The sequence below is a fragment of the Leptospira koniambonensis genome, from assembly GCF_004769555.1.
Lineage (GTDB): Bacteria > Spirochaetota > Leptospiria > Leptospirales > Leptospiraceae > Leptospira_B > Leptospira_B koniambonensis.
This window is the reverse complement of sequence record NZ_RQFY01000004.1, coordinates 1832515-1846256: the sequence shown is the minus strand read 5'-3', so window position 1 is coordinate 1846256 and position 13742 is coordinate 1832515. Positions and strand designations below refer to the sequence as shown.

The following is a 13742-nucleotide window of genomic DNA, read 5'->3' as shown; positions in this document are numbered from 1 at the left end:
AAAATGAAAAATGTTTCCAGTGCTTCTTCTCTGATCCGTTTCCAATTTCTTAAGGGCCAGATTCTCCCCCGAAAACCCGACTTTTTTTTACAAACTCCAAAAACCGGATGGTTTTTTACTTGGTCCGTAGTGCGCCGCAAAAAGACTGGTCATAGTTGGTGCAATGCACCATAAGAGGAGGCAAGGAGAATGCTCCAGCCTAAAATCCGAAAAAGATACATATTCATCGCCTCGTTACCACTAGTCTACCAATCACTGGTAGCCCCTATCGCGGGTTCCTTGATAGGAAAGAGCGCGCCTGGTAGGAACTCCCTCCCAGAATCCACCCAAATTAAAGAATACATTCGTTCCGAAAGACCAAGCCTTACCGAATCTGAGCTGGAACTTCTCTCCTTAACCGTAGAAAAGGAGTCAGAAAGGATCAATAATAGCGCCTGCGGAGTTTATTGCCAAAAAGGAGAGAAGGCTGGGCTACTTCTCGGGATCATCAAAACAGAGTCCGAATTCTACAGGAAAGCAAGATCCAAGAAGAATGCATTGGGGCTTATGCAGATCATGCCCGGGACCGGATCCTGGATCGCATCTTGGGAAGGAAAACATATCAAGAAGCAAGACCTATTGGAGCCAGAGACAAATATCCATCTTGGAGTCTCTTATCTGAACCATTTGTTGGAAACCCATGAGGGAAATATCCGAACTGCCCTTCTCGCTTATAACGCGGGACCGGGAGCGGTTAAAAAATGGGGAGGAGTTCCTGCCTACGCAGAGAGCGTATTTTCAGGCCAGGAAGAATATTTAGGAAGCAGGGAATCATTCTAACGTTTTTGCATCCATAGAACGCAGGACCTAAGCATCTCACTCATACGCTTCCGATCCGTATGAGTGGGGTGCCCGTGGCCTGGAAGAAGCCACTCAAAATTATAATTTTCCAAGTCCTGCATGGACTTGGTTTGTTCTTCCCAAGAATACCAACAAGCGCCTTTAAAAGCGATCAACCTTTCTTTCTTAGGATCAAACGCAAGATGGTCCCCAGAAAATAGAAATTTATGTTTATATAATAGAGTAGAATGTCCTCTTGTATGTCCAGGCCCAGGTATTATCAATAGGTCCTGCTCGAGTGAGAATGGGTCCCTTTCTTTAATCACGATTTCTGCATTCGGGACCGCAGATAGATCTCCTTCGTGGATGATCCTTTGGGTTCCAAAGTCAGCATGAAATTTTTCGTGATCTGCTACATCATCTCTATGAGTTAGGAAATGGTATTTGATCCCACCCAGGTTTTTTATTTTTTCGGAAAGTGATGGAATATACCTGGGAGAATCTACGAGTACGTTACCTTCTTCCCGGACAATTAAATAGGAGAAGGCACCAAATGAATCCTTTGAATGGAAACCACAATGATAGACCTCATCTTGGATCTGTCTTGGAAAAGATAATTTTGCTTCTGTAAGATCAATTCGATCTTCTGTTCCGATAGAAGCTGTGGGACAGGCAACTAATGCTTGTAAGGCTTGGAATTTTTCGGATTCTGATTCAGGTTGTTTTTTGACAAAGGAACCAGTTTGGTCTTCTCCAAAAACGTCTCCCGCCAATATCCTACAGGTTTCACAATCTATACAACTGGAATCCACATAGATCTGTCCGGGAGAATTTTGGGCTTTTCTTTTTGCCAAAGTCGCCATACGGATTAGACTGTTTTTATTTCACCCAGTCACTTCTGTTAAAATACTTATCCTCTAAACTTTTTAATTCTCCTGTACGTTTGAGCTCCGACAGAAAAAATTCAAAATTACGGGAGAAATAAATATCTCCTTTAGGAAGTAAAGCACTCACATGATTTTCTTGAACTGGCTCAATGAGAGCTCTAAAATTGGATAAAATACTTCTTTGTTTGAGAAGCAAACCCTTGATATAAAGAGAATCTCCTACAAAACAATTTGCCTGTCCTTCTTTCACTGAATTCCAAGCGCTTTCCATAGAACCGTAAGTGAATATTCTGGAATTCGGAAAAATACTCAAAAGGTATTCATGACTGGCAGAAAATGCCCTAACAGAAAAGCTAAGTCCGATTACACTATCCAGATCCTTTACACTTCTGAAATATACTGTAGAGATAATATTCCCTTCTGGAGGAGGAGGAAGTGCATTCTTATTCACGAGCGCCCCTGTTGTAGAAACTAAATAAGGAGAACTGAAACTTCCTTTTTTAGATCTTTCTAATGTAGAACTTAAACCAGAAAATGCAATATCTGCTTCCCCGTTTTTGATTGCTTCCGCGTAATCTTCGAATTCTGGACGGTTTGTGAATGTGTATTTTACACCTAAGAACTCTGCGTATTTTTTTCCAAGTTCAGCATCGAATCCTGGAAATCCTTCTTTCGGATCAGAGATATAAAATGGGTCGAAGTTACGGTTTCCTGTAACTCTTAATTCTCCTCTTTTTTGGATCTCATCCAAACGAGAATTTGAGATACCTTGAGCATACGAAGAAGAAAGGATCAAAAAAGAAAATAGAAGTCCGAATATTCGAAACACCATTCTTTTATATTTTCTTAGCCCTTATGGATCAAGGGAAAAAACAGTGATCTATCATACTTCAGTCGATTGGATAAATAGATAATTTTAGTAAGAATCAGGGAACGTTTTTCCTTCTCCGGGTTTACTTATATATACAAAGAGAATCCTGGAATCTAATTTTGAGTCCTTTCGTACAAACCAGTTTATATAGTCCGCGTACATACTTAGTATTCTTCTTACTTTGTTTTTTATCCTGCGAGAATCGAGATGCGGATAAGGTAAGCTTAACCGTTTTTGGGGACGGAGTTGCGTTCAATATAGACGGAGAATTGGATATGGATAAGACCGCAAGTTGCGGAACGGCAACTCCTTATAGTTCTTCCAGCACTAGTACGACCACAACCACCACTACTACAAGTACAAGCACCACGAATCTATTTACAGTAATCACCAGATTATATTTTAAAACCGGAGAATATCTTTATCTCAAGTTTTTATATGATGCTACCCAGAACCAAGGATCGATTGATTCCACCCAAGGTTTTTCTTATTCAGGAGGAATCGGAACCTCTGCAGTGGTTTCCAATTACGGTAAAATTTATTGGGGAGGAAGTGGCGTGCCTGTGGATACAAGTGTTTCTAGTTCTCAGGCACTTTCTTATCTCACTGTGGATTTAGACCTGGTAGGGACAGCAGTCTCAAGTGGAAGTGTAGCTCTTTCTCTCACCCAATGTTATACTGTGGACAATATCAATTGTACTTCCGCAACTTCTACAAGTATGTGTTATACACAAGACGGGGAGACATGTTATAATACTCAGAATGTTTCAGGTCCTTCTGTAAGTATAAAAGGAGAAGTGAATTGTACAAGTAGTACAATTTCTTCAGGAAGTTCTTCTAGTACTAGTACACAATAAAAATAATTCGTCAGAAATAGTAGGTGATCACTTGGATTTTAATAAACTCAAATTATTTGTTCTTATTCTATTGGTTTCAGGATCAGAAAGTTTCATATTTGCTGAGCCTCCTCCACCGCCTCCATTCGGCCCAGAACCATTCGATTTTTTTATACCAGGAGGAGGACCAGGCCCAAGAGATAGAGAAGAGAAAAATTTTGAAAGATTTTCCAAAGAACTTTCTCTGACTCCTGAGCAGATCGAAAAAGCAAAATCAGCAACTGACAAAAGACAGAATATTAGCCGAACTATGGGAGAGAAGTTACCTGCTCTCCATGAATCTTTGCGTAAACTATTAGAATCTCCTAAAGTAGATCTGGTAGCAGTAAAATCTAAATTAAAAGAGATCAGCGATATTCAACTCGAATTAAGATTTTTGCACATAAAAGGCAGACTGGAATTTGAGTCCATTTTGACTCCTGATCAAAAACAAAAACTAAACCAACTCCATAAGGAAAGATTAAATAGACTCAAAGAGAGAAGAGACTTTCCTCCTCATCACCATGGTCCACCTCCCGGCCCTCCTCCTGGAGATAGAGACTGTAAGAACCTGTCCATAAATGACCAGGTTCTTGAAGCCCGAGACCAAATCTTTATCAGCGACTTAAGTTTTGGACCGGACTATAGATAGAATGACGGAATCCGAATTAATCCGGATCATAGAATCCAGCAAGGAGACTGTCCTTAAGTCCATCCGCAGGCATATTTTGCCTGGGATGGCTTCTTTAGTTGAGGACCTGGTCCAAGATACATATTTAAGATATTATCTTAAGTTCAAGAATAAGCCTAGTCTGGATCATCAAGAAGCAAATCGCTGGTTGTATGTAGCTGCCAGAAACGAATGTAGAAGAGCGATTCGGAAATGGAATAGAGAAGGAAGAGCTTATTCAAAATTACAAGCAGAGATAAAAGTTTCCGAAAAGAAAGAATCTCAAGATTTAGCAGCGATAGAGCCAGATCCAGACAAACGTAAATGGATGGAATCTCAAATTAATCTCTTGCCTTCTCCATATAAAGAAACTATGATACTTAGGTTGGGTGGCGAGAAGATGGAATCGATCGCTAAAAAACTGGATATCTCCGAAGGAACAGTCAAGTCCAGGATCTCTAGAGCAAAAGAATGGTTATCTCGATTCGCATCGAATCAGAAAGGAAGAGAAAAAAAATGAAAGAACCATATAACGATTCCGATCTAGATCAAAAAATTGGATCTCTACTCAATGATCCAGATCTTGCAAAAAGGATAGCAGGCAATATAATTGCCAAAGCAGAAATCCAAGAAGCTTCTAATAATAAGTTCATGTGGCAGGCAGCAATAGCTGCAGTCCTAATTTTAGGATTAGTGGGACTTGCGACTTTCTACACTCGCAGCATGAAAGAATCCGAAAATTCTTATTCTAATTCGCAAAATTCTGCACAATATCTGGCCTCTCCTATAGAAACAGAATATCTATGGGAAGATACAGATCTAATCATAGAAACTTCTTTTTCACAAAGATAGAAGGTCCGGACCTTATTTCTTATCCTTAAAAGGGACGAAGAAGGTCCGCAAAAGCAAGATCGACCAGTGTTGAAATCAGTCTGTTTGTAACTGTGGTATATTTTTATAATATTCTAATGATTCAGGATTGATAAGAGCATCTTGGTTTGTCACTACCTCTCCCTGCACTGTTTTTTTAACAGCGATCTCTACCTTCTTCATGTTTCGAGTATAAGGAATATCTGCAACTTGAATGATCTTGGATGGAACGTGGCGAGGAGAAACCTTGTCCTTAATTTCCTTTTTGATCTTAGATTCAAATGTTGGATCTAAGACTGCACCTGGAGCCATCTTTAAGAATAGGATCACTCTTACATCATCCTTCCATTCTTGGCCAATCACCACCGAATCTGCAATTTCGGAAATGGTTTCGAGTAAACTATATAGATCAGCGGTTCCAATACGGACTCCACCTGGATTCAAGGTAGCATCTGATCTTCCATATACTACCATTCCCCCATTAGGAAGAATTTCTGCAAAGTCACCATGTCTCCAAATATTAGAATATGTGTCGAAATAGGCGCCTAGGTATTTTTTGCCGTCCGGATCATTCCAAAATTCTAATGGCATAGAAGGAAATGGTTTTGTACAAACTAGTTCTCCCTTTTGTCCTTGGACTGGTTTTCCAGAATCATCAAAAATTTGGACCGCCATTCCGAGACCTAAAGATTGTAATTCTCCTGAATGAACGGGTAAATTAGGATTTCCTAATGCAAAACATCCATTCAGGTCTGTGCCTCCTGAAATAGAGGAAAGTCTTAGATCCTTCTTCCAAGATCCGTAAACATAATCAAATCCATATCCCGGCAAAGGAGATCCTGTTGATAATACAGCCTTTACAGAAGATAGATCCATACTCGGTTTGTATTTTTCCTTCTCCAAGCTAAGAATATATTTAGCTCCTACTCCAAATACTTTCACCTTACGGTCGGAAACAAAACGGAATAACACTCCAGGATCAGGATAGAATGGATTCCCATCAAATAGATGTATTGTAGCTCCAATAGAAAGAGAACTTACAAGCCAGTTCCACATCATCCATCCGCAGGTGGTATAATAGAAGATCCCATCTCCTTCTCTCAGATCAGTATGTAGTGCGAGTTCTTTCCAGTGATTTAGAAAAACTCCGGAGCCTTGGACCATACATTTTGGAAGTCCTGTTGTTCCGGAAGAATACATGATATAAACAGGATGATCAAAAGATGTTTGGTAAAATTCAGGGTCCTGGCCTAAAAAAGATTTATAAGATTCTCCTAATGGAATTGCATTTTTAGGAAATCCATCAGTGATATTCTTCTGATCGCCTGATCCTAAACTGGGATATTCAGAAACTAAGATCTTTTTTAGATCAGGAAGACTAGTAGATATCTCCTGGACAATCGCCGCAAGTGGAAGTGATTTACCTTTAAATTCATATCTATCTGTGGTGATCAAAATTTTAGGTTTGATCTGACCAAATCTATCTAAAACACCTTTGACTCCGAAATCAGGAGAACAAGATGTCCAAACAGCTCCAATACTTGTAGCTGCTAACATCGCAAGAACAGTATCAGGAACATTCGGCATGAGTCCCGCGATTCTATCTCCGGGTGCCACACCTTCCGATCTGAAATAAGCCGCAAGTGCTCCTACATTTTTATAAAGTTCAGAATAGGTCAGGCTCTTCTCCGCTCCACTTTCTCCCCTGTAAAAGATAGCGATTGTATCGTCTTTTTTTCGAAGTAAGTTTTGTGCGAAGTTCAGTTTTGCTCCAGGAAAGAATTGGGCCTCTCTAAAAGTTTTTCCAGCCCGGATTACTTCATCGTAAGTTTTGGAATGGAGAACATGCGCAAATTCCCAAAGTAGTCCCCAAAATTTTTCGGGAAATTCTGCAGACCAGGAATGTAGCTCCGTATAATTCTGAAATTTTTTACCGATCTTTCGTTCGGCAAAATTTTGGAATTCAGTAAGTCTTGAGTTTTGAATGAGTTCGGGACTGGGAGTCCAAAGGGTTTGATTCATGTCCGGCCTGTTATCTTCGTTTTTTTCAATCGAAGGTCAACAGTAAATTAGTTGTGAAGTGGAAGCCTTCCCGTAAGATTTGTGAGTCGATAAGAAGTCGGAGTTTTCCAGTTGTCAGACCTGAACCATCTCAACCTGCCTACGATCCTATTTTTATGCGTAAGTTTGGTCTACGCATTCCACGGTTTTTTACACCAGTTAGTAGTTGGGGGTGCAATCTCAGTCTTCCAACATCCAGATGAAAGACAGTCCAGGATGATCCTAATGGTTTGGATCGCAACTGGCGGGTTCATGAGTTTTCTGGGACTATTGCCTACGGTCCTTCTACTTTTATACGGAGCAGACTCAGAACCAGTGAAAGCCGTTCTTTGGACAAACACTTTAGCTCTTTGTTTTTTAGCAGTGCACTTTGTTCTTTGCGGAGTGATGAGACTGCCTAGGCCTTTACGCATCGGTTTTTATTTCACGATCTCTTATGCGGTGGCGAACTTAGTTTTTCTTTTTACGTACGGTAAAGTTTAGTTTGGCTCGTAATAAGCCAAGTTTTCCGGACCTTCATGGATTACGATCCGATCTACTTTACCTTTCGCCTCAGCTACACTGTCCTTTAAGCCATAGTAAAACCAACGCGCCATGTTTTCAGAAGTTGGATTGGTCTTCTTAAAATCAGAATGATCATTGATCAGAATGTGGTCTAACTCAGCTACAAGTTCCTTAAGCTTACGCTTAGAGGTTAAAAAGTCGAAACTGATCCCGTCTTCTCCAATATTCTTTTGGCCGGAGAGATAAACTTCTACCTTAAAGGAATGCCCGTGGATTGGCTCATCGGAGCCATCTGGGAAGTATTTGTAAAGATAATGAGAAGATTCGAACCTTTCTTCGATACGAATATAGAATTTGCCGGTTTCTTGAAAAAACATGGAATTGACTTTGGCCTAGGGAGTCTATATACTGGAACTTAAACCAGTACTTAGGAGATTTTCCCCATGTCGGAAGCGGTCAAGCCAAGATTTTTTAAAGAAATGACAGTAGGCGAAGCGATCGGTCTTCATCCTGAAGCAGGATTGGTATTTTCAAGTTATCATTTGGGCGGATGCTCTCATTGTTCTATCAACGAACTCGAAACTATCGAGCAAGTTTGTATGGGTTACGGTGTAGAAGTGGATGTTCTACTAGACAGTTTGAATAACCTACTCGAGGACGGAGAGTAATCTCTCCGCCTTCGGCTCTCCTAATCTACAATCCCTAAACTTGAGATCAGAAACGAAAATATTCTCTGATCTTTTCTGACTTAGTTCCCTTTGGACAATCTAACCAATCTAAAAGTTTAGTAAGAGACTTATCTCCTTTTTGATTCAAGGAAAGTTTGTTTAAAGCTCCTCTAATCCCCCAATACCTTCTGTAATCAGGCATTTTTGGCATTGGAAAATCCAAACTGATAAAAGAAAGTCCCACTTTAGTATTTCCCATATCTGTTCCTTTTCTCATTTTTTCCAAATCTTGAGCCACTGAATCCAGTGTTTTTCTGAACTTAGAAAGTGAAGCAGGATTTTCACGCTCTACTGCAGTTTGGTATTCTCCGATCCATTCTCTGATCTTTGTATATTTTTCTCTAGTCTCTATTGCAGATGGAATGATCTCAGAAAATTTAGAGGCAGATTCGATCACTTCCGCAACTATAGGTGGAAGAACTAACTGGAAATTATTCATCTTTCCAACAGGAGTCAGACTTGTGAACATCTTCATCCTTTCGTTATCGATCCATTCTTTAACTTCTGAATTTATATCTGTATGAGGTTCGAATAAAGGGACTTGCTCTAATAAGGAAGCACGAATTGGATGAGCCACGTAATGCGCTCCTAGAAAAGAACTTCGCCCCAGATTTCCCGCAGCTCCCCAGACCACTTGGCCAAAATACTCATGAGGTGATTGTTTATTCTTTCTATAACCTTCTAAATTTTCTTCCTGATGTTTTTTCATCAGATCGGTAACACATAATAATTCTAGGGCTTTGTTCCTGGAATCTGCAACCTCTGGGTTATAGGTAGGTATATCTACCGAAATGAGCAGACTTCCATCCAAGGAATCTAGGCTTTCGAAGGAATTCCAACCAGCAGAGAATTTATGGTCATAGAATATTTTTTCTCTTAGAACAAGTTCATTAATTAAATGAAATAGACTTTCTATTTGGACACAAGCAGTGCAGATCTCAGTCCAATCATAAGAATTTGTCTCTTTATTTATTTTTAATTCTTTGGAATTCGAAAAATCGGGACCTTTTGAATATAGATCGAATAGGCTTTCGAATGTCCAATTGTCCCAGAAAGAAGTATTGTATAACATCGTAAAGGCCTCGGATTTTCTCCTATATCCTTAAAATTGCAAACCAAATTACGTTGTTATGATGTTAGGTGATCACTCCCCTTTTTGGGGAATATAATAATACCGAACTCCGGCCTTGCGGAAATAATAGCGGATCTCAGTGGATTGTTTGTCAGTAGGTTGTAATCTTCTTTTAAAAGTATCTTCAGGAATACGGAATGTATCTCCTAAAGCGTCACACCTAAAAAATCTAATTCCTTCCGGATAACGGATCATGAGTAAGGAACCGGGCTCAGTTTCCCAGGCTCTACCTTCTCCTTCCCAAGAAAAATAAATGGATCTACTAGGGAAGATAGGATATTTTTTTCCTTCGTAAAGGACCTTGTCTTTGTTTCTATGTACGTTCCTGAATATCTTTTTGGGTCCGGATTTAACTATAAAATGAACAGTGCCACATCTAAAAGTGAGAAGTAGAGGAATTCCTCCCAAAGAGCCTGGCTCTATCCCGGAACCAGATACATTGGCAGTAACTTTATTCGTATTTTCCGAAATCCTTCCCAATGTGGAACGCATAGACTCATCTAAAAATTCTACAGTATCGTCTTTGCGGATCTTCTCTAATTGTCTATAGATGCGATCAAACTCTTGTTTTTCGTAAGCCTTGGTTCTTACAAAACCATCTAATTGTCTTTTTAGATTAGAAAGTCTTGCTTTAAAATAAGGAGTATCATTGCGGGAAGCCACATCGAACATTTCTTCCCAGACCGTTTCTAATTCTCTGACTTCCGAATCTTGGTCATAGGTATTCTTCTCCACCTCTTCCAAGATATAGCGAAATTTTCTTTTCAGATCGAATAGAAATCTGGAATCTTTTACTCTTTCCATGCCGGCTAGTTAGAATATCGGCATGCTTTTTTGCAAAGTCATGCCATTTTAAGTATCTAAAATTTAGTTTGCGTGTTTTCTCATCTTGATAGAAAGAATGATCCCGACCGCTGCCATGGACATAAGTAAGTGAGAACCACCGTAACTCATGAAGGAAAGTGGGATCCCTGTCACTGGCAATAACCCGAGTACTATCCCTATATTGATCGCCATATGATAGAATAACATCGCAACGATCCCTGACGCGAGCAAGGATCCGAATCTATCCTTACTTTCGTAACTGATCTGCAATCCTCTAAGTGGAATAGAAAATAAAAAGAAGAGTAAGAACACAGAACCTATAAAGCCAGTTTGTTCGGCCCAAGATGCAAATATAAAGTCAGTACTAGATTCAGGAACATGAGGAATTTTTCCTTCCGTCATTTCTGCGTTCAAAAATCCTTTTCCGACTAATTTTCCGGAACCAACTGCAGGTTTGGAAGCTCTTAATTGATATCCAGCATCCTGTTTAAATTCATCAGGATTTAAGAATGCAGTCAATCGGATCACCTGGTTTTCCCGGAAAGGAACAGTTTTCATTACAACTACTGCGGAGATCAAACTGATACCTAAGATCCCGAGAGGAATATAATAAGAACGTAATGTTTTACTTCCTCGAGCAACCCTGAGTAAGATCATTATAATACTGAATATGATAAGTGTTGCGCCTACTCCGATCAGTAATCCTTGGTTAGAAAGTAACTTAAATATAAAACTACCTTCTAAATCGATTACTTGATCGAATACTTCTCTCAATGCTGAGATTGTTTTGGGCGTGAGATTTGCTCCGGCGACTTCTTTACCGTCTAAGACCTGCCAGGTTTTTCCACCCAATCTATTCACTACGGATAGAAGGTCCGTTTTCCCTGTTCTTTGTAAGAATGCCAAAATATCATTTAGTAATGTAAGTTTGGAATATTCTACATACATCGGAAGAACAAGTGAGATCCCTCCAAATGTGATAAAGGAACCGATGTGAAAATAATCGGCTCCTCCTAAGAACAACATTGTAAATAAGATCGGCAAGAAGGAAACTGCAGTTCCGAAGTCCGGTTGTAATAGTATCAAAGCCATTGGAAGAAGTACGATCCCGAATGGGATGACTAGTACCACTAACTTCTTCATTTCTTTTTCTTTTAAAACTAGATACTGACCAAGTAATATCACAGTGGCTAGTTTTGCAAACTCCGAGGCTTGTAAAAGAAATGGTCCGACCTTGATCCAAGATCTTGCACCTCGACTGGAAGGAAGATAACCGATCCATTTTACGAGTGTGAGCGCTAATAATAAGATAGCAAACCCATATACAAATAACGCGTATGCCCCGATCAATTGGTAATTGACCCTAGACACGAACCACATGATCAAGAGTCCACCGAGAAAGAACAAAAACTGTTTGAACCATTTATGGCTCATGAGCCCAACACTAGGATCATCAAAATTATATTCTTGAGAATATAAAGTAAGAACGCTGCAGATTACTACTATGATGACCGAGCCTACTAAAAAGTAGTCAATCCTGTCTATGGAACGATCCGACATCATTGTATATTCTCCGGTGCTGCAGGAGCAGTTTCAGGTATCTCTGCAGTTCTTTTGAAACTTCCAGGAGGGAAAGCAGCTCTAAACATTTCTCTTGCGACAGGTGCTGCTCCGGCCGCTCCACCCACTCCATATTCTACGAATACAGCGACTACTACTTGTTCGCTGACAGGTGCATTTGCAGGCGCATATCCTATGAACCAAGCGTGGTTGGATCCGGAAGATCCTCTTCTTCTTGTTTGGGCAGTTCCTGTTTTCCCTGCTATATCAGGAAGCCCAGGTTTGTTTAATACAAATGCAGCTGTTCCATTCTTCACAACTAATCTAAGCCCAGCTTTAATAGCCTCTACTGTAGAAGATTGGATCGGAATGTCGCTTAGTCTCTGAGGATCTGTACGATTGATAATAGAATTATCTAATGGATCTCTGATCTCGTTGACTATATAAGGCTGGTAGATCTGTCCTCTATTCAATAGCCCTGCGTAAAACAATGTCATAGAAAGAGGAGTAACCGACATGAATCCTTGTCCGATAGAAAGGTTGATCGTATCTCCATCAAACCATCTGGTTCCATAAATTCTTTTTTTCCAAGCAGGAGAAGGAACCTGACCCGCAATTTCTCCCGGAAGATCCACTTTGGATTTTTGATCCAATAAGAATAAACGAGAATAGGTCAAGATAGGATCAGAACCTAATTTATATCCCAGATTATAAAAATACACGGAACATGATTTTTGAAGAGCATGAGCCAGGTCATTCGTACCATGCCCTCCCTTCTCCCAACAATAGAAAACTTGGTCGGGAACTCCAGCAAATGTGGATTTAAGCGTGTAGCTACCATTACATTGGTAACTGGTTTCAGGAGTATAATCCACCTTATGCCCACTTTCTAAAGCAGCAAGTGCAACTAACGTCTTGTATGTGGAAGCTGGTGGAAATTTAGATTGGATCGCAAGATTTAAAAATCCGCCGTTTGCATCCACTCTCTTATAATGTGCAGTTCTTTCAGATCTACTTTTTCCAGAGAGGACATTCGGATCATAGCTCGGATTAGAAGCCATTGCTAAAATTTCCCCAGTGGAAGGACGCATTGCAATCGCAGTTCCTCTGGCACCTTTTAGCGCCTTATACGCAGCAAGTTGAATGTCTTTATCTATAGTGAGTACAAGGTTATTTCCAGGAGTAGAATGTTCTACTACCCTTTCTTCTTCGATATTTCCTTCGGAACTTCTTTTTTGGATACGGAATCCGTCGGTTCCTCGAAGCCTTGAATCGTATTGGAGCTCCAGCCCATCTTTTCCAAGCCATTGGTAAGATTTTATTTCCCGGGTAAGAAGATCCGTTTTACTCGGTTTTCCTATATATCCTGTAACATGTGCAAGTGCAGGACCCATTTTATAGATCCTTCTAGGAGAAGGAACCAAGATCACATACTTAGATATATTATCAAAAACTGATATACGTTCCTGCTGGGCCTTGGAAATAGCTTCTAAAAGTACGAATGGCTTTTTGGTTTTGATCTTTTTAGAAAATTTAGGCTCAAGCAAGTCTTCTTCGTAATAAGACATTGGTATCGAAAGAGTTCTCGCGAATTCCTGCAGGAAATTTTTAACCTTAGTCGGATCGTATTTGAGTAAAGAAGTGTTTAATACTGCATCCAAACTGGAATAATTGGAAACAAGTGCCATAGATGTTTCAGGAGTGAGAAAGTTTCTGTCGAACATTTCTCCCCGAGCAGCAGGAATAGTTTCACTTTTTCTAACGAACTTCTCCGCCTTTAAAGAGTTATCAGTTCCTTGTACGATCTGAAGATTGAATAACTGGATTACGAATGCTATTAAAGCAAATGCAACAAGCCCAGAGAACATATACAGTCTTAGCCTGAAACTGCGCTCCAGTCTAAACTCTGTGGCTGAAGAAGATCCTCCTCCCCCCAACAT

15 protein-coding genes are annotated in these 13742 nt (G+C 40.0%); 7 read left to right on the top strand and 8 right to left on the bottom strand.

Annotation, left to right across the window (positions count from 1 at the left end):
- Positions 1 to 189 precede the first annotated feature (189 nt).
- On the top strand, positions 190 to 819 hold the full coding sequence (locus EHQ52_RS12700; protein ID WP_135615501.1) for a lytic transglycosylase domain-containing protein: 630 nt from the start codon (positions 190 to 192) through the stop codon (positions 817 to 819).
- On the opposite strand, the gene EHQ52_RS12695 is transcribed toward EHQ52_RS12700, so the two are convergent.
- Together EHQ52_RS12695 and EHQ52_RS12690 are read right to left on the bottom strand one after the other, a co-directional pair.
- Positions 816 to 1682 (bottom strand): MBL fold metallo-hydrolase, encoded by an 867-nt coding sequence (locus tag EHQ52_RS12695; protein WP_135615500.1) that lies wholly within the window; start codon positions 1680 to 1682, stop codon positions 816 to 818. The two genes, EHQ52_RS12700 and EHQ52_RS12695, sit on opposite strands and share 4 nt — an antisense overlap.
- Before the next feature lie 16 nt (positions 1683 to 1698).
- A complete protein-coding gene (locus EHQ52_RS12690; protein ID WP_135615499.1) occupies positions 1699 to 2538 on the bottom strand; it encodes a substrate-binding periplasmic protein in 840 nt (279 codons plus the stop codon).
- Positions 2539 to 2696: 158 nt separating this feature from the next.
- Between EHQ52_RS12690 and EHQ52_RS12685 the strand changes: the two genes are divergently transcribed.
- From EHQ52_RS12685 to EHQ52_RS12670, 4 genes are read left to right on the top strand one after another with little or no spacing between them, the layout of a single operon-like run.
- The gene (locus tag EHQ52_RS12685) at positions 2697 to 3434 is read left to right on the top strand and encodes an LIC10920 family plasminogen-binding lipoprotein (RefSeq protein WP_135615498.1); all 738 of its coding nucleotides are present in this window, start codon (positions 2697 to 2699) and stop codon (positions 3432 to 3434) included.
- Between the two features lie 31 nt (positions 3435 to 3465).
- Positions 3466 to 4104, top strand: a complete 639-nt coding sequence (locus EHQ52_RS12680) for a Spy/CpxP family protein refolding chaperone (RefSeq protein WP_135615497.1) — start codon at positions 3466 to 3468, stop codon at positions 4102 to 4104.
- Between the two features lies 1 nt (position 4105).
- Positions 4106 to 4642, top strand: coding sequence for an RNA polymerase sigma factor (locus tag EHQ52_RS12675; RefSeq protein ID WP_135615496.1), 537 nt, complete (start codon positions 4106 to 4108; stop codon positions 4640 to 4642).
- On the top strand, positions 4639 to 4974 hold the full coding sequence (locus tag EHQ52_RS12670) for a hypothetical protein (protein WP_135615495.1): 336 nt from the start codon (positions 4639 to 4641) through the stop codon (positions 4972 to 4974). Before EHQ52_RS12675 ends, EHQ52_RS12670 begins: the two co-directional genes overlap by 4 nt.
- 75 nt (positions 4975 to 5049) lie before the next feature.
- Here the strand turns inward: EHQ52_RS12670 and EHQ52_RS12665 are convergent, their stop codons facing one another.
- Positions 5050 to 7014, bottom strand: a complete 1965-nt coding sequence (locus EHQ52_RS12665; protein ID WP_135615494.1) for an acetoacetate--CoA ligase — start codon at positions 7012 to 7014, stop codon at positions 5050 to 5052.
- 111 nt (positions 7015 to 7125) lie between these two features.
- Between EHQ52_RS12665 and EHQ52_RS12660 the strand changes: the two genes are divergently transcribed.
- Positions 7126 to 7536 (top strand): hypothetical protein, encoded by a 411-nt coding sequence (locus EHQ52_RS12660; RefSeq protein ID WP_135615493.1) that lies wholly within the window; start codon positions 7126 to 7128, stop codon positions 7534 to 7536.
- Here the strand turns inward: EHQ52_RS12660 and EHQ52_RS12655 are convergent.
- Entirely contained in the window at positions 7533 to 7934 is a 402-nt protein-coding gene (locus EHQ52_RS12655) for a 6-carboxytetrahydropterin synthase (protein WP_135615492.1), read from the bottom strand. The genes EHQ52_RS12660 and EHQ52_RS12655 overlap by 4 nt on opposite strands.
- A gap of 66 nt (positions 7935 to 8000) precedes the next feature.
- Here EHQ52_RS12655 and EHQ52_RS12650 point away from each other — a divergent pair, with 66 nt between their 5' ends.
- Complete coding sequence (locus EHQ52_RS12650; protein ID WP_008593840.1) at positions 8001 to 8225, top strand: DUF1858 domain-containing protein; 225 nt, start codon at positions 8001 to 8003, stop codon at positions 8223 to 8225.
- Positions 8226 to 8271: 46 nt separating this feature from the next.
- Here EHQ52_RS12650 and EHQ52_RS12645 read toward each other — a convergent pair whose 3' ends face one another.
- From EHQ52_RS12645 to mrdA, 4 genes are all read right to left on the bottom strand, one after another.
- On the bottom strand, positions 8272 to 9357 hold the full coding sequence (locus EHQ52_RS12645; protein WP_135615491.1) for a hypothetical protein: 1086 nt from the start codon (positions 9355 to 9357) through the stop codon (positions 8272 to 8274).
- A gap of 72 nt (positions 9358 to 9429) precedes the next feature.
- Positions 9430 to 10221 carry a hypothetical protein gene (locus EHQ52_RS12640; RefSeq protein WP_135615490.1) on the bottom strand — a complete coding sequence of 264 codons (792 nt, stop codon included), beginning with the start codon at positions 10219 to 10221 and terminating at the stop codon, positions 9430 to 9432.
- A 63-nt stretch (positions 10222 to 10284) separates the two neighbouring features.
- Complete coding sequence (gene rodA, locus EHQ52_RS12635; RefSeq protein WP_135615489.1) at positions 10285 to 11805, bottom strand: rod shape-determining protein RodA; 1521 nt, start codon at positions 11803 to 11805, stop codon at positions 10285 to 10287.
- On the bottom strand, positions 11802 to 13742 hold the full coding sequence (gene mrdA, locus EHQ52_RS12630) for a penicillin-binding protein 2 (RefSeq protein WP_135615488.1): 1941 nt from the start codon (positions 13740 to 13742) through the stop codon (positions 11802 to 11804). Before mrdA ends, rodA begins: the two co-directional genes overlap by 4 nt.